This is a genomic window from Vibrio sp. 970 (assembly GCF_033339075.1).
On sequence record NZ_JAWOTW010000003.1, the window covers coordinates 363,480 to 384,433 of the forward strand.

20 protein-coding genes are annotated in these 20,954 nt (G+C 46.6%); 5 read left to right on the forward strand and 15 right to left on the reverse strand.

The genetic code is table 11. The features are described 5' to 3' along the window. Positions 1-12: 12 nt before the first annotated feature. A complete protein-coding gene (locus R7Q11_RS06520) occupies positions 13-897 on the reverse strand; it encodes a LysR family transcriptional regulator (RefSeq protein ID WP_042521059.1) in 885 nt (294 codons plus the stop codon). A 117-nt stretch (positions 898-1,014) separates the two neighbouring features. On the opposite strand from R7Q11_RS06520, the gene R7Q11_RS06525 reads away from it, so the two are divergent. Next, positions 1,015-1,686 carry a type 1 glutamine amidotransferase domain-containing protein gene (locus R7Q11_RS06525; protein WP_054576772.1) on the forward strand — a complete coding sequence of 224 codons (672 nt, stop codon included), beginning with the start codon at positions 1,015-1,017 and terminating at the stop codon, positions 1,684-1,686. Between the two features lie 84 nt (positions 1,687-1,770). Here the strand turns inward: R7Q11_RS06525 and R7Q11_RS06530 are convergent, their stop codons facing one another. Then, the gene (locus R7Q11_RS06530; protein ID WP_225466302.1) at positions 1,771-2,418 is read right to left on the reverse strand and encodes a glutathione S-transferase family protein; all 648 of its coding nucleotides are present in this window, start codon (positions 2,416-2,418) and stop codon (positions 1,771-1,773) included. Positions 2,419-2,536: 118 nt separating this feature from the next. Between R7Q11_RS06530 and R7Q11_RS06535 the strand changes: the two genes are divergently transcribed. Continuing rightward, positions 2,537-3,367: a LysR family transcriptional regulator gene (locus R7Q11_RS06535; protein WP_225466303.1), complete on the forward strand. Its 831-nt coding sequence runs from the start codon at positions 2,537-2,539 to the stop codon at positions 3,365-3,367. Between the two features lie 9 nt (positions 3,368-3,376). On the opposite strand, the gene R7Q11_RS06540 is transcribed toward R7Q11_RS06535, so the two are convergent. The 5 genes from R7Q11_RS06540 to artP form a co-directional block, all read right to left on the reverse strand. Continuing rightward, positions 3,377-3,949 (reverse strand): protocatechuate 3,4-dioxygenase, encoded by a 573-nt coding sequence (locus R7Q11_RS06540; RefSeq protein ID WP_041053310.1) that lies wholly within the window; start codon positions 3,947-3,949, stop codon positions 3,377-3,379. A 138-nt stretch (positions 3,950-4,087) separates the two neighbouring features. After that, entirely contained in the window at positions 4,088-4,756 is a 669-nt protein-coding gene (gene artM, locus R7Q11_RS06545) for an arginine ABC transporter permease ArtM (RefSeq protein ID WP_225466304.1), read from the reverse strand. Next, positions 4,753-5,442, reverse strand: a complete 690-nt coding sequence (gene artQ / locus R7Q11_RS06550) for an arginine ABC transporter permease ArtQ (RefSeq protein ID WP_005388570.1) — start codon at positions 5,440-5,442, stop codon at positions 4,753-4,755. The genes artM and artQ overlap by 4 nt, the downstream gene beginning before the upstream one ends. Before the next feature lies 1 nt (position 5,443). Further along, the gene (locus R7Q11_RS06555) at positions 5,444-6,187 is read right to left on the reverse strand and encodes an arginine ABC transporter substrate-binding protein (protein WP_005390934.1); all 744 of its coding nucleotides are present in this window, start codon (positions 6,185-6,187) and stop codon (positions 5,444-5,446) included. Between the two features lie 96 nt (positions 6,188-6,283). Then, positions 6,284-7,012: an arginine ABC transporter ATP-binding protein ArtP gene (artP, locus tag R7Q11_RS06560; protein WP_086013014.1), complete on the reverse strand. Its 729-nt coding sequence runs from the start codon at positions 7,010-7,012 to the stop codon at positions 6,284-6,286. Between the two features lie 422 nt (positions 7,013-7,434). Between artP and R7Q11_RS06565 the strand changes: the two genes are divergently transcribed. Beyond that, positions 7,435-9,669 (forward strand): hypothetical protein, encoded by a 2,235-nt coding sequence (locus R7Q11_RS06565; protein ID WP_225466305.1) that lies wholly within the window; start codon positions 7,435-7,437, stop codon positions 9,667-9,669. Positions 9,670-9,810: 141 nt separating this feature from the next. Beyond that, positions 9,811-10,806, forward strand: a complete 996-nt coding sequence (locus R7Q11_RS06570; protein WP_225466306.1) for an ABC transporter substrate-binding protein — start codon at positions 9,811-9,813, stop codon at positions 10,804-10,806. 82 nt (positions 10,807-10,888) lie between these two features. Here the strand turns inward: R7Q11_RS06570 and R7Q11_RS06575 are convergent, their stop codons facing one another. The 7 genes from R7Q11_RS06575 to R7Q11_RS06605 form a co-directional block, all read right to left on the reverse strand. Then, on the reverse strand, positions 10,889-11,266 hold the full coding sequence (locus tag R7Q11_RS06575) for a nuclear transport factor 2 family protein (RefSeq protein WP_031777276.1): 378 nt from the start codon (positions 11,264-11,266) through the stop codon (positions 10,889-10,891). A gap of 142 nt (positions 11,267-11,408) precedes the next feature. Beyond that, entirely contained in the window at positions 11,409-12,140 is a 732-nt protein-coding gene (locus R7Q11_RS06580) for a DUF3726 domain-containing protein (RefSeq protein ID WP_025767672.1), read from the reverse strand. Then, complete coding sequence (locus R7Q11_RS06585; protein WP_225466307.1) at positions 12,137-13,873, reverse strand: hypothetical protein; 1,737 nt, start codon at positions 13,871-13,873, stop codon at positions 12,137-12,139. Before R7Q11_RS06585 ends, R7Q11_RS06580 begins: the two co-directional genes overlap by 4 nt. A gap of 100 nt (positions 13,874-13,973) precedes the next feature. Next, the gene (locus R7Q11_RS06590; RefSeq protein ID WP_206969255.1) at positions 13,974-15,575 is read right to left on the reverse strand and encodes a BCCT family transporter; all 1,602 of its coding nucleotides are present in this window, start codon (positions 15,573-15,575) and stop codon (positions 13,974-13,976) included. A gap of 109 nt (positions 15,576-15,684) precedes the next feature. Beyond that, positions 15,685-16,674, reverse strand: a complete 990-nt coding sequence (locus R7Q11_RS06595) for a membrane dipeptidase (protein WP_005388594.1) — start codon at positions 16,672-16,674, stop codon at positions 15,685-15,687. A 69-nt stretch (positions 16,675-16,743) separates the two neighbouring features. Further along, entirely contained in the window at positions 16,744-18,204 is a 1,461-nt protein-coding gene (locus R7Q11_RS06600; RefSeq protein ID WP_137282552.1) for an aldehyde dehydrogenase family protein, read from the reverse strand. Between the two features lie 73 nt (positions 18,205-18,277). Continuing rightward, entirely contained in the window at positions 18,278-18,676 is a 399-nt protein-coding gene (locus R7Q11_RS06605) for a RidA family protein (protein WP_005375789.1), read from the reverse strand. Between the two features lie 155 nt (positions 18,677-18,831). On the opposite strand from R7Q11_RS06605, the gene R7Q11_RS06610 reads away from it, so the two are divergent. Beyond that, on the forward strand, positions 18,832-19,722 hold the full coding sequence (locus tag R7Q11_RS06610) for a LysR family transcriptional regulator (RefSeq protein ID WP_104970091.1): 891 nt from the start codon (positions 18,832-18,834) through the stop codon (positions 19,720-19,722). An 80-nt stretch (positions 19,723-19,802) separates the two neighbouring features. Here the strand turns inward: R7Q11_RS06610 and R7Q11_RS06615 are convergent, their stop codons facing one another. After that, entirely contained in the window at positions 19,803-20,909 is a 1,107-nt protein-coding gene (locus R7Q11_RS06615) for an NADH:flavin oxidoreductase (protein WP_225466308.1), read from the reverse strand. Positions 20,910-20,954 lie beyond the last annotated feature (45 nt).

Consider the following 20,954-nt stretch of genomic DNA (forward strand, 5'->3'; position numbering starts at 1 on the left):
GGCAGAGCCTCATTACTCCTGCCAATCGACAAAATGATCAAGCAAGAAGTCGATAGCCAATCGCGCTCGTAGTGGTAGAAAGTGACGATTCTGATAAACAATCCAGCTGCTGTTGCCGCTTCCCCAATACGGCTCTAGTATTGGCACCAAACGACCAGACGAAATAGCATCGTTGAAACTACTCTTCGGTAAGTACGCCACACCTAATCCTTCTGCACAGGCTTGCAAGACCGTGTGTGCGTTATTGCTCTTCCATCTGCCCTGCACTTTTACGCCATCTAAAGGCTTGCCGTCTTTTTCAAACAACCAAACGTCCTTATTGGCAATAATGCAGCTATGACGCTTGAGTTGCTCTGGGTGCGTTGGTAAACCATGTTCATCGAGATAACGCTGACTGGCTGCCGCTGCCATGGGACGATCCACCAGCTTTCTCGCAACCAAACCTGAATCACTCAACCTACCGTAACGAATGGCAAAATCGAAACCATCTTCAATAAAGTTGACCATGCTGGTGTTGAAGTTAATTTCAACCGTGAGATTAGGATGTTGCTTGGCAAACGCCATCAAGGCAGGCGCTACATGGTTCTCAGAAAACGCACCAGCGGCACTCACGCGTAACGTACCACTCAACTGAGTTTGCTGCGTGGTGAGCTGTTCATTGGCTTGCTGAAGCCCAATCACCAATTCTTTACACTGCTGATAATACGCTTGCCCCGCTTCCGTTAGACTCACCATTCTTGTCGAACGGGCTAACAAAGCGACACCTAATCGCTCTTCTAATCTTGTGACTTGGCGACTGACATGACTGGTACTGCAACCTAACTGTTTTGCCGCTGCAGAAAACCCTAAGCTCTCAGCAACCGTAACAAACTCATTGATGCCTTCAAAACTGTCCATACTTACCTTTGCTATATAGCAATAATGTTTTGCCAATTAATCGTATTATCACTTATTTGTTTAGCAATTAGTATGAAGGTGTTCAACAAATACACGTAAGCCAAAAAGGAAACCATCATGAAAAAAGTACTCATCATTGTGACGAACCATGCGACCCTTGGTGAAACTGACCAAGCAAACGGAACTTACGCGCCAGAGCTCACTCATGCGCTTAGCGAGCTACTAGGTGCAGGCTTCGATTACGACATTGCCTCTATCAAAGGCGGGCAAGCACCACTGTACGGAACCGACATCGAAGGCGACGCAGTCAACGAGAAAATCTTAGCGGATGATGATTTCCAGAACCGCATCAACAACACGATTCCAGTATCACAAATCAACGGTGACAACTACGATGCGATCTTCTATCCGGGTGGCTTTGGTCTTCTTTCAGACCTAGCGAGCAACGAAGATTTTGCGAAGATTTCTGCAAAACACTATGAAGATGGCGGTATTGTGGCAGCAGTTTGTCATGGTCCAGGCGCTCTTCTCCCTATCACGCTTAGCAATGGCGAAAAGCTGCTTGCGTCTAAATCAGTAACAGGTTTCACTCGCGAAGAAGAGATCGACTTCGGCACCATCAACGACATCCCATTCCTATTGGAAGAGTCTCTTGCTCGTGGCGCAGCGCGCTACTCTAAAGTGCAACCATGGCAAGAGTTTGTAATTGTGGATGATCGTGTCATCACAGGTCAAAACCCAACGAGCGCACACGGCGTAGGCAGAGCGATTGTTGAACACCTAGCTTAAACGCGCCGGAAACGACAACCATCCTAGAAGAGGAAAGCGTGCTTTGTCATGCTTTCCCTTGCTACAGGCGATCGCAAGATGCGCTTATACTTCTACCCCTGCTTCATCTTCTTCTACGATATCCGTTTCTTGGTTCGCCTCTTCCAACCATTGCTGTAAAGATTCACTTGCTAGCACCTTCTGTTGGTAAGCTTTAGCACCTTCCGATAGCTCGATGCCGTAAGTTTGGAAACGCAATGCCACAGGTGCATACATGGCATCTGCAATCGACCATTCTCCAAATAACCAGCCGTTGGGATGCAGTTCTGCTTGCTCTGCCCAAATAGCGTCAATACGTGCAATATCTTTACGTGCACCTTCAGTTAAATCGACTTTTCTGCGCGCGCGGATATTCATTGGGAGTTCGTTTCTTAAATCAAAGAAACCCGAGTGCATTTCTGAAGCGATGGCGCGTGCTTTAGCCCGTTCTGCGGAGTTGCTTGGCCATGCTTTACCTTGCAGGTATTGCTCGTTTACGTATTCCAAAATCGCTAATGAATCCCACACGGTTGCATCGCCATCCACCAAGGTCGGTACTTTCGCGGTTGGTGTAATACCTTCCAAGGTCTTGTAAAAATCCTCCGTGAATAACGTCAGCTTAGTGACTTCCACATCCAATTTGAATTGAGAAAAGATCAGCCATGCGCGAAGTGACCAGCTTGAGTAGTTTTGGTTAGCAATAAACAGTTTCATGACGCCTCCATGCGGTTCGTGTTTTGAGTACCCATTCACAATATCTGATTGTATTTAAGGGGACTAACGGATAGTTTTGATGGAACACTTCAACAAAAACGATGGATGAGTTTTAGATATGGATATCGATGCGTTACGCAGCTTTCTTGCTTTTGTAGAAACGGGCAGTTTCACTCGAGCAGCCAAGCAGATCAATCGCACCCAATCAGCGTTCAGTGCACAAATGCGTAAGCTGGAAGACGAACTCAGCGTCAGCTTGTTTAAAAAAGAAGGTCGCAACCTAGTATTGAGTGAAGCTGGGCTGGCACTGCGCTCTCACGCCGAGCAATTGGTCAGCTTGCACAATCAAGCACTGAAACAAGTGAAACGCTATGAAAATAAGCGCCCTCTTCGCTTGGGTTGCCCCGAGGATTACAACGATAATATCCTGCCTAAAGTCATCCGCGTATTACAGCAATCTGAGCCAACATGTTCGATTCAAGTCTTCAGTGAGCCAAGCATCACCTTGAGAGAAAAACTTGATGAAGGAAAGCTAGACGCCGCTATTGTGACAAGAGCACCGGACAGTGAGGAAGGTTACTGGCTAGCAAGCGACAAAGGTGTGTGGATTGCTCACCCTGATTTTGACATCGAGAACGCCCAACCTCTCCCTCTCGCCCTATTCCAAACCGACTGCAAATACCACGCAGCAGCGGTAGACGGATTAACCAAACGTGGCACTCCTTATCAACTACTGGCATGTTGCAATACGGCCTCTGCACAACGAGCGATTGTACGTTCAGGCATGGCTATCGGTGCGATGGGCAGTATTAGCGTTAGCGAGGATCTTAAGCTCTTAGACGATATGCCATCGCTGCCTTCCGTTGATATCGTTTTGGTCACGGGCGTCGAGCCTCATCCAATACTGGATAAAGAATGCTTGGCGCAATTGGTTGAGTTAATGGCTTAACTGGATTCGCTAACCAATCACAAAGTTAAATTCGCCCGTTAATCGCCCGTCGATTCGTATGGTTTCAAACTGTAGATAATCACGGGCTTTGCCACCCCACCACTCATCACCAGTATTGCCTTTTAAGTACAACTGAGTGGTCAGAAGCTCTTGGTTATCCCGCCACAACTTAACATGAATGTGCGGCGGACGAGAGGCATAAGGCACGGGGTACAAAGTCTGAAACAAGTAACGACCATCCGATTGGGTTTCTGACGCGCCAAAGCCTGCAAAGTGGGCATCAAACTTATCATTATTTGGCTGCTTAGGATGATCGTAAATCCCCTGCCCATCGCATTGCCAGATTTCTACTTTGATGCCTGAAACTGGGTTTCCAGATGTATCTACGACTTTGCCTTGCAACACGATAGGTTCACCGACCAAGCCTTCTGATTGCAGAATCAAGTTTTGACGAAGAGGAATATCCACTACTGGATAAAATGGCCCTTCTGTTTGTGCTGGCGTCGGCCGCATTGGTGTTTTCGCTTTTAAAGAGGGTGCGAACAACAATGTCCACAGCGCTAAAAAGTGTCTTCTTTCCATGGTGCCACCAATGCAATTACGTTGAATTAAGTTTGGTGGAACTTGAGGGATTTGCCATAACGAATATAAAAAATGCCCCTGCAAGAGAGTCATTTGCAGAGGCACTGTGAAACTAAGTGATGAGTGTTGATTGAAGGTTTATACGGCTTCGAACGCCAATGCTTTCTTCTCTACCTGACGGAAAATGAGAGTCAGCACACCATTTACCGTTAAATAAAATGCGCCTGCAATACCAAATACCGTCAACGTGTCGTAGGTTTGTGCGTTAATGCGTTGCGCGTAGCCCATCAGATCCATGATCGTAATCGTACTTGCTAGTGACGTGCCTTTGAAGACCAAAATCACTTCGTTCGAGTAAGCCGGAACAGCACGACGAATAGCGTATGGCAGAAGCACTTTCAGTGTTGCTGTTTTGTTCATGCCTAATGCACGACACGCTTGCCATTGACCGGAAGGAATCGCGTTAAACGCTCCTTTGAACAACTGAGTGCTGTAAGCAGCGGTATTGAGTGCTAGTGCTAGCATCGCACAGAACCAAGGTTGGCTTAACCATGTCCAGAATACGCTTTCTCTTACTGCGTCAAACTGACCTGGACCGTAGTACACCAAAAAGATCTGTACCAACAAAGGCGTACCAGTGAACAAGGTAATGATGCCACGACTTACCCAATGCAAACCCGGAGTACGTAGGATCAGAGTCAGCGTCATCATCAAAGCTAAGAGACAGCCCACTACCAAAGAAGCGGCGGTCAATTGAAGGCTAGTGCCTAAGCCATCCAGCATTTGCCAAACGTGTTGTTCGTTCATGCGGTTGCCTCCTGTCCCATGCTCATGCCTTGAATTGAGAACTTCTTATCAATCAGTTTTACGGCACGTTGTGTAATCAAAGTAATGCCTAAGTAAATCGCCGCAGCAGTTGCGTACCATGTAAACGCTTCATGTGTCGCTGCAGATGTTAGCTGTGCTTGTTTCAACAAATCCGTTACTCCGATCAGTGATACAAGCGCGGTATCTTTCAGCAAAACCAACCATTGGTTAGTTAAACCTGGTAGTGCGTGTCTTACTGCTTGTGGCAAAACAATGCGAACAAAAGCATGTGCTTGACTGATGCCGAGTGCACTTGCTGCTTCTCTCTGCCCTCTTCCAACGGCTTTTAACGCGCCACGTAGAGTTTGAGAAGCATAAGAAGCGAAGATCAATGACAACGCCACCACGCCAGACAAGAACGGGCTAACTTCAATAAAGTCGCCGGTGATTAAAAACAGAACCTGAGTCGAACCAAAATAAATGAACAACACGACAAGGATTTCTGGCAAGCCACGCACAATCGTCACAAACGCCGTCATTGGCCATTTAACGAAAACGCGGCGAGACATTTCACCACTGGCGAATACCACTGCCAGAATCAAACCGACTAAAAGGCTTGTGAAGGCTAGCTGGACAGTCATCCAACTAGCTTGAACAAGCGATAAAGAGTAACCCGTTAGTGCCATATTACTTACCGAAGTACTTGTTGTAGATTACGTCGTATTCGCCGTTCGCTTTCACTGTTTTCAGTGCCGTGTTCAGCTTGTTCACTAGCTCGTCGTTACCTTTGTTTACTGCGATACCGAAACCGTTACCGAAGTATTTAGGGTTGGTTACGTGCTCGCCCACGTATGCTAGATTGTCTTCTTTCTTGAACCATTCAGCTACAACAGCTGTATCGCCGAATACAGAATCAATACGACCGTTCTTCATATCGATGAATGCGTCTTGGTAGCTAGAGTAAGGAACCGCTGTTACGCCCGGCATTTGCTCAATCAGGTAACTTTGGTGTGTAGAACCGTTTTGAACACCAACGCGCTTACCTTCTAGTGCTTTTTGATCAGCAACTTTTTCTTTGATAGAAACAAACGCAGCTGAGTTCTCATAGTATGCATTCGTGAAATTCACTTGCTCCAAACGCGCCTCGGTAATGTCCATTGCAGAGATAGCCGCATCGTAACGTTTGAATTTTAATGCAGGGATCAGGCTGTCAAAAGATTGGTTATGGAAGGTACATTTGGCTTCCATTTCTTTACATAGTGCGTTCGCTAGATCCACGTCAAAACCTTGGATTTGGTTGTTTTCATCCATGTATTCGAATGGTGCGTACGTCGCTTCCATCGCGAATTTGATCTCTTCTTGTGCTGCTGCGTTTGCTGCCATAGTTGCAGAAGAAAGGCCGATTAGTGAAGCTAGTAGAATCTTTTTCATTGCAATACTCCGTGTGTACTTAGTGGGCTGACACTCGCAATGACAGCCGAGCTTATCTGTTAAATAGACTGAACTTTAAAAACGTGATTTAGTGATTTAGTGATTTAAGTAGTCAGCAAACTGGGCGGTTTGCGGGTTAGAAAACGAATCATTTGTGCCGTGCTCAACGATGTGTCCTTTTTCTAAATACAGTACGTGACTAGCGATTTTCTTGGCGAAATCCACTTCGTGCGTCACAACTACTTGTGTAATTCCGGTTTCGCTTAAATTTTTAATAATCTTAACGACTTGGTTAGTAATTTCCGGATCAAGCGCAGCGGTCGGTTCATCAAAAAGCAAGACTTCCGGTTTCATCATCAATGCACGAGCAATCGCCACACGTTGTTGCTGACCACCAGAAAGTTGCATCGGCCATGCATCCGCTTTGTCTGCCAAATGCAGCGTCGCAAGAATTTGCATTGCCTGCTTCTTCGCTTCTTCTTTATCCATGCCAGCGACTTTTACCGGAGCCTCAATCAGGTTCTCCATCACTGTCATGTGTGGCCATAGGTTGTACTGCTGGAACACCATGCCTACTTTACGACGAAGTGCTAAACCTTGTTTCTCTTTGATTTCAGTAGAGAAATCAAAAACATCATTTGCGATGTTTAGCTTGCCGTTATCCGCACCTTCAAGAAGGTTAAGAACACGTAGTAGAGAGCTCTTCCCTGCACCACTTGGACCAAGTAACACCAGTGTTTCGCCGCTTTCACACTTAAAGCTGACATCGTGAAGCACTTGTGTCTCACCGTAGGATTTATTGATTCCGCTTACCTGAATAGTCATGCTGACATACCGCATTAATTGTCACTTGGCATTTATATTACTCAAAAGGATTTTTTATGCAATAAAAATGTATAAAAATTAATTTTGTTAAATTTTTGTATGATAAGCAATCAATACAACAGAGAATATGACTGGTTTAATCAGTTGGTTTTAACTGAAATTGTTGATGAAAATCCAACAATATGATGGCAATCGAAACAAGGTTAAAATTCTGGTTACTTTTGTGCTTGTGTAGACGGAATTTTGAGTCTTTGAGCGTACTACACCCGACGCAGACCTTCTCATTTTTGCCGGGCTCCCCTCGATTTCCGGTAAAGCCTTCTATCGGCGGGTTCCTGATTAGGACTTTGTGAATGGACTATAATTTCTCTTTGTATTCTGGCCTTTAATTCGAGTCATCTAAGTATGAGTGAGATAACCCCATGTTGAAGTCGCATTGTTTTTCTCTCATTGCACTTGCTTCTCTGAGCTTACTTTCTATACCCAGCGTTTGGAGTAGAACAGCAATCGTGTTACCTGGATTGCATGAACAGGGTATTGATCTTCAAGATAAGCCTATCTCTGCTGTGGCTACACGTGAATGGGAACTGGATCATGCTGATATCGTGTTTGGAGCTTACAAAGATAAGAGTGATAACGAGCGTGTAAAAGCGCTTGGTTACATGTACAACCAAAAGCTGGAACTTAACTCAGGTTGGCTGGAAAACGATATACGTAACCAAGCAGAACTGAATGGAATTGACTACGAAGATTTCTTTCTCCACTTTTCTGAAGACACTATCCTAGCTGAAGTCGACTCAAGCCATGGTGAAAATACCTTACTCAATCGAAAACCGATGATCGTTGGCTATACCGCCAGCGCTGACCACGCCGGCTTTTGGCTATATCAACCACCGCCATGGGATGCTGATGTATTTGGCCAGGCGAATAATGGTGGAGCCCTCTATGTCTATCACTCAGAGAAGTTCGACCGCTTAGCCTTTACGTTCTCTCAGTTTGCTCAAGGCGGCAGCTTCACGATTGAATACCCTTCTGCTATCGACTCGTTTGGTCGGGTAACAGAATGGAAACGCTTCGCGATTAAAAAAGACAAAACTGAGAACATGACTAAAAACCAAACAGTAAACTGGTCTGTTCCTTCGGATTGGGTTCGCGCTACAACGCATGATGGTAGCGGAAAAACTTATGGTGGCGGTCAGTACTTTGGCTCCACCTTTTTACGCGACGGCGGCCGCCTTTACTTTGCGAAAATTACTTGGCATGACGGCAACATAGAAAACCGCCCACGTCTCGAAAACATTCAACTCAAAAATAGCTTCCCTGCCGTCAATATCTCAGGAGCACCAACGGAGACACCGGAAGGCCAAACCATTCAACGCTGGCGTAAAATTCGTGGCTTCGACAAATCTGCAGATCGAAACCAAGACAATTATCTTTCTTGGAATGAATACAAAAACCGTTCGAATAAGAATGCAACGGCCCGATTTCGTTGGGAGTCACGGGTTATTCCATTTGGTCGTATGTGGAATCAAACCTCTTCTTGGGCATTGACCAATCTCGGTAATCCCGTTTTTACCAATACAATGCGCCACTATTACCAAGCTGAATGGGCGAAACAAGGTTTAAATGGTGCGTACAACGACGATACGAATAAGTTACTCGGTGCAAATCAGTTCTACATATATTCCGGAGGCACAGTGGATGAACTTGGTTTGGTGGCGGGTAGCCAAGCTGCTGACGATGCTTACAAAGCGCAATTCTCGGCGTTCTTGAATAAACTGGCAACGCTGGATGAAGATGCGTTAATTGGCCTCAACATAGGTACGGCAAACTTATTCGGTCGTAATGGGCAAAACCACTTGGTTAACGCTGGCTCCTTGTACTTGCGCGAGCACTACCTTTTCCCTGCTACCGGCTTTAGTGGCTATGCTGGCTTGGCTAAATTTTGGGATAACTCTGCACTCGCCAAAGCGGGTCAGAAAGTGATTTATCAAGCGACCACGCGTTATGGTCGAGTTCAATACTTTGGCAACACTGAGGATAACTGGAAACAGGACCAATACTCTGCACTAGCGGTGTTCTACTTAAACTATCACCCTGAGCGCAGTTACTTTAATCAGTGGAACAATGGCTACTTATATGGAAGTAATAACACAACAGGTGACAACTTCTGGAAAGCAGGCGTACCAAAGAATATTGCTTATCAACATAGCACCTTGCTTGCCGTTGATTTGGGAGAGCCTGCCAATCAAACACCAGAGGGATATCAGGCGACTCCGGTAATGATGTCCACCAGCACGCCCTATCCTGCCGATTACACAGTCATTGGAGATGCTTCTATGAGCAAAGTGGCTCATCCTGACTTGCCCAATGGCTCTATCGATTTGTTACCAACCCATACGTACTTTGCGTATCACTCAGACGATACGGTAGTGATGCATGGCCCTACAGAGATGGTGTTAGCCCGAGAATTCACCAAAGGCAGAGTTCTGTATCGAACTGATTTCTTTGGCAAGAATATCGATTATTTCACCTCACCGAAGATGACAATCGCGCTTCCAGAGCCTATGCGACCTGTAGATCAAGACGGTAACATCGGCGACTATGTTTCTCATATTGAGATTGGCGGCTACGAAGGAGTGTTCTTGCTACATTAACTCCCTTTCAACCCCTCTCACCAAACGCTTCATAAATCGCCGTTTTTATGCTCAACGTCACTGAAAAAAACTTGTTCACTGAATCTTTATAAACCGATGTATATACTGAAGTAAATGACAACGACAAGGAAATTCAGTCACATGAAGACGACACCTTCAATGCTCTCTGTTCTGCTGCTATCAGCATTATCTACTCATGCAAATGCGGACGAATGCGGAAAAATAACTATCGCAGACATGAATTGGAATTCGGCCAGCTTAATGGCGCACATCGACCAATTTGTCTTAAATGAAGGCTACCAGTGCGATGCGGAATTGATCCCTGGTGATAGCGTTCCTACGAGCACCTCTATGATTGAAAAGGGGCAACCTGACGTTGCGCCAGAGTTATGGACAAACGGCATTAAAGAAGCACTTGATAAAGGGATTGCGGATAAACGCTTGCGTATCGCTAGTGAATCGCTTGTCAATGGCGGTGAAGAAGGGTTTTGGGTTCCCGCCTATCTGGTAAAACAGTATCCAGAGCTCGCGACGATAGAAGGCGTCATCAAGCACGCCAAACTATTTGAACACCCAGAGGATGATGACAAGTTCGCCTTTTATAGCTGCCCTGCTGGTTGGACATGCCAAATCACCTCCGGTCACTTGTTTAATGCATTAGGGTTAAGTGAGCACGGCTTTGAGATGGTTGACCCAGGATCTGGCGCAGCATTAGCTGGCACCATCGCCAAAGCCTATGATCGCAAAATGCCTTGGTTTGGTTACTACTGGTCACCGACCCCCGTATTGGGCAAGTATGATATGGTCAAAGTGGATTTTGGTAGCGGAACAGATTTAGAAGAGTATCGCAACTGTACCACTCAGCCTGATTGCGCTTCACCAAAAGTAACAATGTACCCACCTTCTCCAGTTCGCACAGTAACAACTGAGGCGTTTGCGAGCAAAGAACCCCAAGCATTCGCGTACTTGCAGAAACGCGGATTTACCAACGAGCAAATGAGTGAAATGCTGGCCTGGATGGAAGATAACTACGCGGACGGTGAAGAAGCGATGTTTTACTTCTTTAATACCTACCCTGACTTGTGGAAAGGCTGGGTATCTGAAGACGTCGCGGTGAGAATCGAAAAAGCGCTTTGATGATTAATACTTAAAGTGCCACAAATCATTTAACCTCCCATACCGTTTGAATAAACGGCATGGGAGACTCGTCAACGACTCGTTAATACATGGTGTGACCATTCAATGTTTCTTTAGGAATCTCTTGCAGAGCGTCCCAATGTTCAACAATCTTCCCATTATGATCAAAACGAAAGAAATCCATCGTCACGTATTCAATATCATTAGGCCATGTTTGGTGAGTGTGCAGTGCCACCAAATTCCCTTCAGCAATGGCTCGCACAAACGTAATATCTTTATCGGGATACTCATTTTGCATCCGCTCAAAATACTCGATAAAAGCCTCGGGGCCATTTCCAACTAATGGATTGTGCTGGATGTACTCATCGCCAACATAGTCTTCAACCGCTTTTCTTGGATTACCTCGATAGGCGGTTTCGTAAAACGCAATGGCATTTCTTTTATTCTCTTGCAGATCCATTTTTCTTACCTGTGTTGCTCCATCTTGCGGATAACGGTAATCATAGTCTTTGAACTTCAGAAGTGACTGAACATCACGCACAAAAAAGGCCGCTAAACAGCAGCCTTCATCACTTCTACTTGGAATCATCGCCTTTCATAGCTTAAACCACACCACCAGCACCGAGCATAGAACGCTCACTGTTCTCCACCAGCAACGCGGTTGCGGTTTGTTTCAGTGTTTCCCATTCTTGGTCTTCGACAAAGATACCATTTTGCCAAGAAGCTTGTTGCGTACGGCTTAACTCATCGCCTTCAATGTGGGTGGTATATCCTTGTGCACTTTTCTCGATATCGAAATCGTTCACGGAGAGCTCGATAACCATACTATGCAAATCCGTATCATGCCCATCAAACTGATCCGAGAAAAAGACTTCTGGTGCGATTCGTCCGCGGTTTAACACATAAAGCGTTCGCTTGGGACTAGAGCCATTGACCCATTGTGCGCGACACGCGATGCCTTTCGCAGAGAGCTTCAACAACTCACTGAAACCCAGCCAACGATTATGACACTGTTTCAACGTAATGGTAATCGACTTACGGTTGATCATTTTCTCGAGCGCGAAATCCAACACAGCGGGTAAATGACACGCTACACTCCCGTTGTGCAGTTCTACCTCTATGCTTGACGGTGTGCTGTTGGTCACCGATACGGCGCAGTCTGAATCTAACCCAAGAAACAGACTGGCGTTATTAAAATGGCGAACTCCATGTAAGCCAACCATTTGCAAGTCCGCCACCATGTTCGCGATGACATCCGCCTCACCACAGTGACGGCGCATGCCAAGAAATGCCTTATTAACCGCGGCCACCAATTCGTTGTGAGAGACGATCATAATGCAAATCCTCCGTTGATTTTTTGATTGTCACTTTGCGCAATTTCGTCACGCGGCGGCATGCTAGGGAAAATCCATGTGTCTGCCAGTTTAGGATCGTGAATTTCATCTAACAACGGCGCACCTTGGAAGAAAGTTACTCGAACCCAACGATCCGAGCGCGGATCAAACTTAGTCGCACCAAAGATCGCCAATTTACAGCGCAGTAAGTGCATTGGTAACGCATCTTTACGCAGCACGTTCATTTGAATATCCCCCATCGCACGGTTGCCTAGCGTCCATACGCGACGTGTGATCGAACGATAAGCCGGTTTTTGCAATAGAAACTCTGCTACGGACATTTCTACATCACAGTCAAGCAAGGCCTGGTACAAGCGATTCACTTGTCTGCCGATATCAAGCGGCAGTTCTTTTTCTTCTCCAGCCTCTTCCCCGCGAACACCAAGCCTTGGCTCTTCTTTATCTTGTGAGCGATACCAGAACCAGTAGTTGTTCTCGGCTAGTGAGTAATCCGCATCAATCGCCCAGCGGTACTTGCTTTGCAACACTTCCAGTAAATCTTGGATCTTTTTCCCGCCCGGAATAGATAACGTTTCATCCGTATTCATTTGGCTAGCAAATTCATCCACTAAAGATGGGTAGAGTTCGATCAAGCAAGAGGTGAGGATTTCTTGGGCTTCCACACTCATTGTTTTCTTATGCTCGACCAAACTCGCCCAATTCGGATGTGATGCCATTAACGTTGTTAGCTCTGATAGCAGCTGTTTGATGTCTGATATCGCTTGATGATTGAGCCTGTCTTGATGTTCATTAATGGTGATGACTTGCTCTAAATGACGCTGTGCTTTTTGTAGTAATCCTTGCAAAGGAGCATGGAATGAAGCTTCACCCGGCATCGCAAAGACTCGCGCTACCGCACGCTCGCGAGAGGCCATCCATTGGTCAACAATACACGGGTGATTAATCAAGTATGGAGCCATGCCTAAGCCAGTAGCATTGCCGACACCAAGGTAGCGCTGCAAGCCACGATGCAAAGCCACCGCGTTGTCGCCACCTTGTTGAAGTGCCAGATAGTGCACCCAATCTAGGCTGAATTCACGCAACATATATACGGCACACATTTGCGCACTAAAAGACTGGCTGAAATCTGAGTTATTCTCTAACAGTTTGAAGTCGGCGATACCAAACTTTCCGTTACCATAAACAGCTGTGGTACGCAGGATATAACCCACTTCCGCTAACTCTTTCGGCTCAGGCTGCTCGCCTTGAGAAAGCGCGCTAACAATGTGCTCAAACACGCGCACACTTTTGTTTGCGCGAGCAAGAACAAGTACGTTGTTTGGATTACGTCCCGCTTCTTGCAGCGGTACATTTTCTCGCAATCTTTCCAACAAAGTAACATCAACATCGCCTTGAACCAGTGCAAATGTGACGTCCCACTTTTCAGCAATGACGCGATCATTACGCTCGTCGTCGGCAATTTCATCACAGAATACCACCAAATGATAAACGTGCTCTGGCGTGGTCAATTTGTAAATCACATGACCATAACCACGAGGACAAAGCTGCCACTCATGCTTGGTTACTTGCCAGTTTTGGCTTGCCATATTACGAATCAGACTGCGAACAAAGCTGATTCGGTTTTGGCGCATTGCGCCAAGCCTTTCGGCTGCCATGACAATCGCTGCATCGCGCATAGTTGCTTCCGTATAAGTAGAACGATGTGCATCCATTTTGCTCACCACCTATTTGTTATTGTAAGAATACTAGGGTTTGTGCGGATGCAGGAGGAAACACCCGCACAAGCTCCACGTTGTTTGAATTAGATAATTGTTATAGCCCTTGCTCTTTCGCCATTTTGATTGCGATTTGCGGTGCATTCCAAAGTGACGGTAACAGAATCAACGAAACCGGAACCGCGGTAATCACAATGAAAGATTGCAGTGCAGAGATGCCGCCAGAGCCAAGCGAAATCAGGATCAGAGCTGTCACACCCATCATTACGCCCCAGAAGGTACGGATGATCGCATTCGGCTCCGTTTCACCACTGATCACAACACTGATGGTGTAGGTCATTGAATCGCCCGTCGTGACGATGAAGATCGTGGTTAAAATCAGAAATAGAATTGAAGTCAGCATTGGCATTGGTAGTTGCTGAGTCACCGCAAGCAAAGCACCTGGCAAGTTAAAGCCTTCAAACGCCGCACTCACACTACCCGGTTCAGTAATTTCAAACGCTAGGCCAGAGCCGCCTACAATCGTGAACCAAAAACAGGTGGTGAGCGGAGCCACAATGCTGATGGTGGAAATAACTTGGCGAATAGTGCGACCACGGGAAATACGCGCAATAAAGATTGCCATCATCGGACCATAACCAAGGAACCAGCCCCAGAAAAATACTGTCCACCAACTTAGCCAACCTTCGTCACCGCGATAGGTCGCCATTGGGATAAAGTTATCCAACATGCTTCCGACCCCTTGAATGTATCCGTTAAAGATAAAATTCGTAGGACCAAAAAACAGGATGTAAACCATCAATGCCATGGCCAGAATCACGTTGTAACGACTAAGCAGTTGCATGCCTCGGCTTAATCCACTGAGTGCTGACAAGGTGTAAAGCGCAATCGCAAACAAGATGATGATAAGCTGAGTCGTAAAGCCATCAGGAATATCAAACAATGCATTTAACGCGTAGCTAACCTGCAAGCCCAGAAACCCAATTGGACCAATGGTGCCCGCGGCTACCGCGATAATGCAGCATGCGTCAATCAATGCACCGAGCTGGCCTTTAAGCGCTCGTTCGCCCAAGACTGGATAAAGCAAAATACGGGGTTTTAGCGGTAAGCCTTTGTCGTAATGCAGGTGCATCACCACGATGGAAGTTAAGCTACCTACAATCGCCCAAGCCAGAAAGCCCCAGTGCATAAAGGATTGCGACAACGCATTCACCGCACCTTGCTGCGGGTTATCTTGCGCGCCGTACAACGGGGGTGGGCTAACGTAATGCGCGATAGGCTCAGCCGCGGCCCAGAAAACACCACCACCAGCCAATAAGGTACAGAAAATAATCGCCATCCAGCGGAAAGAATCCATTTCTGGTTTTGCAATCCCGCCCAACATCACCTTGCCTGTTCGCCCTGCAGCCAAGCCAAGACCAATAAGAAAAGTGAGAAGCAGCAGTAACTGCCAGTATGGACCAAATACCTGAACTGCCCAGCCAAAGCCAGCGTTAACGATCGTAGATAACAGCTCGCCGTCATAAAGTGCAATAGCAACGAACAACGCGATGAAACCACCGCTATACCAAAAGGCCGGGTTATTCAGTCCTAATTTGTCCGTCGTGTTTTCTGTTGTTGATGTGTTGTGTTTTGCTTTTGACTTGCCCGATGACACGCTCATCGTGGAAGCTTTCATGCTATTGGTTAAATCAGACATACTCTGGCTCCAGAGGTTCTTTGCAGCAGCCAAAGACTGGCTACAAATGTGAGTTTTACGCCTGCCGTATTGTTATTATGTGGGCAGGCGGTTCCTACTTTGGGGAATGCTATGAAATAGGCTCTAATCCTTCTTTAAGGAAGTTGAACCAGTTTTCACCCAATATTTTTCCAGCCTCAGATTCACTGAATCCGTGACCCATTAATCCGTTGTAGATGTTCTCCATCCCTGCGCTGCCGCAGAACCATGGCAGCGCATCTGGCCATCCCGAGTTACTTGCTGAACCTTCGCCGTAATCCATCGCTTTTGACCAACGCCCGTTGCGCATCCATTCCAATACTTGTTGCGGTTGGTTTAAGCACAGATCACTACCGATGCCTAAATGGTCGACGCCAAACATGTCTGCGGTTTTCGCTACCATCTGGCAGAAATCATCCAGCGTGCACTGGCTGCCATTTGGCAAATGGAATGGATATAAACTGAATCCAATCAAACCACCGCGCTCCGTCAGTGCTTTGATCACGGTGTTGGATTTGTTGCGCAGTGCGTCATGCGCAAACGTCGGGTTAGCATGGCTGATACAAATTGGACGCGAAGAAAGATCGATGGCTTCCAACGTAGAACGCTCCGCACTGTGGGACATATCAATGATCATCCCGACTCGGTTCATCTCTTCAATAGCTTGCTTACCAAAGCGAGTTACGCCGGAATCGTTTTGTTCGTAACAACCTGTCGCCAGTAAGCTTTGGTTGTTGTAGGTCAGTTGCATGATCAGCAGACCTTGGCGGCGCATCACTTCAATCAGACCAATTTCATCATCGATTGGTGAGCAATTTTGCGCGCCGAAGAAGATGCCGACTTTGCCTTCTGCTTTGGCTTTTTCTACATCTGCCATTGAATAAATAGGCATGATGAGGTCCGCATTTTGCTCGAAGCGCAAGTTCCACTCAGCAAAACGCGTTAAGGTTTCGCGCGCAGTTTCGTGGTAGACGATGGTGGCATGAACGGCAGTAATGCCACTCGCCTTAAGCGTTTGGAAATACTCTCGATCCCAATTGCAGTACTGCAATCCGTCAATCACAATCCGTTGTTGGTACATAACCACTCCTTAAACAATTTCTTAGCCTTTTCGTGCGGGCAACTGACACCATCAGTTACCCTGCCGATCTTAGTAAGGACGCTGATAAGCGGTTTTCACTACGGTGTAGAACTCTTTGGCGTACTGACCTTGCTCACGAGGACCAAAGCTAGATTCTTTACGGCCACCAAATGGAACGTGATAATCTGTACCCGCAGTTGGCAAGTTAACCATGACGCAGCCCGTTTGGACTTGCTGTTTGAAGATCGCGCTATTGCGCAAGCTTTGCGTGATAATGCCGCCTGTCAGGCCAAAGCGCGTATCGTTCGCGACTGCAATTGCCTCATCCAGATCAGAAACGCGAATCACGCTCGCCATTGGCGCAAAGACTTCTTCTTGGTTCACTTCCCAGCTGTTTTGTGTGTTCAAGAACAGGGTTGGTGACATGTAGTACCCGTCATGCTCTAGGCTCAGACGCTCGCCACCAAAAGCCAGCTCTGCGCCCGCTTGGCGAGCGTTTTCGATCCACTCAAAGTTCGCATTCAGCTGGTTACCATCAACAACAGGACCCATGAATACGCCCTCTTCTAGAGCGTGACCCACTTTAAGTTCGCTCATGCGTTTGATTAGCGCTTCAACATACGCGTCGTGAATTCCGTCCATAACCACAAGACGAGAAGACGCGGTACATTTTTGACCTGCACCCGAGAATGAGCCTGCGATTGTCGCTTCGACAGCAATTTGAATGTCTGCATCATCTGCCACTACGAGCGCATTTTTGCTACCCATCTCTAGCTGACAACGCACAAAATTTGGTGCTGTTGCCGCTGCAACTTTGCGGCCAGTGTCCACAGAACCAGTGAAGCTAACGCCGTTCACATCCTTCGAATTGATAAGGGTATTACCGACTTGCGAACCGCTACCCAAAACGAGGTTAAACGTGCCAGCAGGTAAACCTTGGCGATGGATAATCTCTGTCAGCGCAACGGCACTTGCTGGGGTGAGGTTGGCAGGCTTCCAGACGACGCTGTTGCCAAACGCAAGTGCTGGCGCGATTTTCCAAGCCGCTGTTGCTGTTGGGAAGTTCCAAGGAGAGATAATGGCGATAACGCCGACGGCTTCGCGAGTAACTTCAACGGAGACACCTGGACGGACGGAAGCAGCGTTATCGCCAATTTGACGCAGAACCTCAGCAGCAAAGTATTGGAAGAATTGGCCAGAACGGTATATCTCACCTCGACCTTCAGCAAATGGCTTGCCTTCTTCACGCGAAAGCAAGGTGCCCAATTCGTCACATCGTGCAATGAGCTCATCACCAATCGCTTGTAGCACTGCTTGCTTGCGCTCGATTGGTGTTTTTTCCCACTCTGGCTGCGCTGATTTAGCCGCTTGAATCGCTTGCTCTACTTGCGACACACTCGCTTGTGCGAAATCGCCAATGTTTTCGCTGATATCAGAAGGGTTAATATTGGCGATGGTGTCCATGCCCGATTGCCATTCACCTGCTATATAGAGGGATTTTTCTGCTTGAACATTGTTAATAAAAGTCATGGTTCTTTCCTTGTTCTTCCGATTTGTGATGGCAAGCCACCCACTCAGTGATCTCTAATTGTTCTTATTGGATTTATTCTGGTTGGCTTGCCGACGCGTAGACAACAAACTCCACCAACATCTCTTCTCGCGCTAACCCTGCAACCACCATGGCGGCGCGATTTGGGTACGGCGCTTCAAAATATTCCGCGTACACTTGGTTAACGGTCTTTAAGTATTCTCTGTCGGTCACATAAATCAGGACCTGCAACACCGAGTCCAAAGACTCCCCTGCACACTCCAGGGTGTGAATGAGATTGTTAAAGGTTTGACGTGTTTGTGCTTCGATACCGCCTTCCACAACCGCGCCTGTGTCATCAATAGGAATTTGAGCCGTATACAGGGTTCCGTTGTTGACTATCGCCCATTCAAGCGGCGCTTTAGAAGCAAATAGACTGGTTTTAACTGGGTGTTTTTTAGTAGGAGTATTCACGTGCCTTTCAACCTTTGTAACAACTTTGTTTCAATATGGTTAAATGATGCACATTGACAGGCGATAAATCTAACGGTAAATTTTTGACATTTGATAAGTTAAACTTATCGCTCTATTTAAAATAACGTAAATAAAGGGATTAAGAGGCATTAGGGATGAGTATTAAGCTTCAACAATTAATGCATTTTGTGATGGTAGTCGAGGAAGGAGGCTTTCGAGCCGCTTCACATCGTGCAAATCGTTCTCAGGCGGCACTGTCAACATCGATAAAAGAGCTTGAAAGAATTCTAGGGCAAACGCTGTTTGAACCCGGAAACAAAACCAAATTGACCCCGTTTGGTGAAATTTGTCTTCCCAAAGTGGTTCAGTTTCTCAATATCTACAGTGCACTAGACAACGATCTCAAAGCAGCCGCTGCCGGACAGCAAGGGAGAGTGCGAATTGCGAGCGTTCCTTCTGTTGCAGCGAAGCTCATTCCTAGCGTGTTGGGCGCCTTTTGCGAACAGTATCCAAATGTAGAAGTAAGCTTGATAGACGATAATGCCGCTGGCGTCGAGGCTCGCCTACTCTCCGGTGAGGTCGACTTAGCGCTCGGTAACCCCTCTCACCTCGATGAGGGCGGCATTGACTTTACGCCGCTGTTAGCCGATCCAATAGGCGTGGTGTGTTTAAAGGACAACCCTATTGCGAGTCATCCAGAAGGAATCGAGTGGCAAACTTTGTTGGAACAACCCTTTATCCGTAACGGCACTTGTACACTTCTCGATCCAACCCCAGCAAGAGCTCTGAGTCAGCAAGCGCTCTATTCGGTCGAAAATATTACTTCGCTGTTTTCTGTCTTAGAACTTGGGATTGGTGTCACGACCCTACCTAAGCTTGCTTTCCCAACCAATGAAACACGCTTGGTTTGGATTCCGCTTATCGATCCACCACTTGAAAGGCAAATTGGTATATTTACGTTAACCGATCGCACGATCTCGCCTCAAGCTAAAGCATTTCACGATCTTTGTGTGCATTATTTAAACTATCAAAAAGAAGATAAATAATGGTTCGATTAACATGCGGATAATTAAAAGCCTCCATATTCAGAGTGGAGGCTAATTTGTATTTGTGTATTCGCTTCGTTCTATTTTTTGCGACGATTTCGGTTCTTATACACCACGCAAAAGTTACCACGCTTGGTACGACACTTTGAGCAACGTTCACAATCTACTGGTGCGCGATTGCCTTCTTTCCAACGTTTGATCAACTGTGGCTCAGCCAATAAAGGGCGTGACACAGCAAAAAATTGGATATCTGTGTTTTCTGCAATTTTCTCAATCGCATCAATGTCGCTCAGCCCGCCGACAGTAATCACCGGTATGCTAACGTCCTGGCTGATCACGTGACCATATTCGTGAAAGTAACCTTCTTCTTGTAGTGTGTAACCATCGAACGTTTGACCAACAAGTTCGTTTGCTTTGCCGTGAACATTGCCAGATACGATGATCGCATCAACGCCTATTTCTTCAAGTTTCTTGCAGACGACGCGAGTTTCATTGAACGTTAAACCGCCGTCAAAGAACTCTGTTGCCGTCAGTTTAACGAGGATGGGAAATTCGCTTCCAACCAGCTTTCTGGTTTCAGAATAAATTTCTAAAAGAAAGCGCATGCGATTTTCTAAGTCACCACCATATTCGTCTTCGCGACGATTATAGTACGGGCTTAAAAACTGGTTAATTAAATAAGTGTGCGCCGCATGAATCTCTACGCCGTCAAAACCAGCGTCTTGAGCACGTTTACTCGCCAATGCGAATGCCTTTACGATGTAGTCTATTTCGTCCTTTGTCATCGCTTTGCCTTGCGTATTTGTACCACGCTCAGGCACGTCACTCGGAGCGAAGATGACACGCTCACCGACGTTATGGGTGGTTTTGGTGCCACCGTAAGCAATTTGCATCACGATTTTAGAATCTTGTTGATGTACTAGCTCTGTTAGCTTTTTGTATTCTTCAATAAAAGAGTCGTTGTAGATCCCCATCATACCTGCGTTGGGTTTCTCTTCTTCAACGATATTGGCATAACCCGTGACAATAAGCCCAACTTCCCCTTTCGCAAGCGTTTCGTAAATATCGTAAAGCTTTACCGTCATGTGACCATCTTCGGTCGCCATGTTCTCCCACGTTGCGCTTCGCACAAAACGGTTCTTTAGGATCATGTTGCCAATGCGGGCTTCGGAAAACAAAATGCTCAAAACCAGTCCTCTTAAAGTTGTCTTTATATTTTATCTTTTCGCAAG

What these genes read in the sequence shown, in the direction of transcription:
- artP (WP_086013014.1), bottom strand. Translation starts at nt 7,012, where the DNA reads ATGACTATTCAGGTAAGCGGAATCAATAAATCCTACGGTGAGACACAA.
- R7Q11_RS06595 (WP_005388594.1), bottom strand. Translation starts at nt 16,674, where the DNA reads ATGTACCAACAACGGATTGTGATTGACGGATTGCAGTACTGCAATTGG.
- R7Q11_RS06585 (WP_225466307.1), bottom strand. Translation starts at nt 13,873, where the DNA reads ATGGATGCACATCGTTCTACTTATACGGAAGCAACTATGCGCGATGCA.
- R7Q11_RS06530 (WP_225466302.1), bottom strand. Translation starts at nt 2,418, where the DNA reads ATGAAACTGTTTATTGCTAACCAAAACTACTCAAGCTGGTCACTTCGC.
- R7Q11_RS06555 (WP_005390934.1), bottom strand. Translation starts at nt 6,187, where the DNA reads ATGAAAAAGATTCTACTAGCTTCACTAATCGGCCTTTCTTCTGCAACT.
- R7Q11_RS06580 (WP_025767672.1), bottom strand. Translation starts at nt 12,140, where the DNA reads ATGATCGTCTCTCACAACGAATTGGTGGCCGCGGTTAATAAGGCATTT.
- R7Q11_RS06600 (WP_137282552.1), bottom strand. Translation starts at nt 18,204, where the DNA reads ATGACTTTTATTAACAATGTTCAAGCAGAAAAATCCCTCTATATAGCA.
- R7Q11_RS06565 (WP_225466305.1), top strand. Translation starts at nt 7,435, where the DNA reads ATGTTGAAGTCGCATTGTTTTTCTCTCATTGCACTTGCTTCTCTGAGC.
- R7Q11_RS06540 (WP_041053310.1), bottom strand. Translation starts at nt 3,949, where the DNA reads ATGGAAAGAAGACACTTTTTAGCGCTGTGGACATTGTTGTTCGCACCC.
- R7Q11_RS06520 (WP_042521059.1), bottom strand. Translation starts at nt 897, where the DNA reads ATGGACAGTTTTGAAGGCATCAATGAGTTTGTTACGGTTGCTGAGAGC.
- artQ (WP_005388570.1), bottom strand. Translation starts at nt 5,442, where the DNA reads ATGGCACTAACGGGTTACTCTTTATCGCTTGTTCAAGCTAGTTGGATG.
- R7Q11_RS06535 (WP_225466303.1), top strand. Translation starts at nt 2,537, where the DNA reads ATGGATATCGATGCGTTACGCAGCTTTCTTGCTTTTGTAGAAACGGGC.
- R7Q11_RS06570 (WP_225466306.1), top strand. Translation starts at nt 9,811, where the DNA reads ATGAAGACGACACCTTCAATGCTCTCTGTTCTGCTGCTATCAGCATTA.
- R7Q11_RS06575 (WP_031777276.1), bottom strand. Translation starts at nt 11,266, where the DNA reads ATGGATCTGCAAGAGAATAAAAGAAATGCCATTGCGTTTTACGAAACC.
- R7Q11_RS06590 (WP_206969255.1), bottom strand. Translation starts at nt 15,575, where the DNA reads ATGTCTGATTTAACCAATAGCATGAAAGCTTCCACGATGAGCGTGTCA.
- R7Q11_RS06610 (WP_104970091.1), top strand. Translation starts at nt 18,832, where the DNA reads ATGAGTATTAAGCTTCAACAATTAATGCATTTTGTGATGGTAGTCGAG.
- artM (WP_225466304.1), bottom strand. Translation starts at nt 4,756, where the DNA reads ATGAACGAACAACACGTTTGGCAAATGCTGGATGGCTTAGGCACTAGC.
- R7Q11_RS06525 (WP_054576772.1), top strand. Translation starts at nt 1,015, where the DNA reads ATGAAAAAAGTACTCATCATTGTGACGAACCATGCGACCCTTGGTGAA.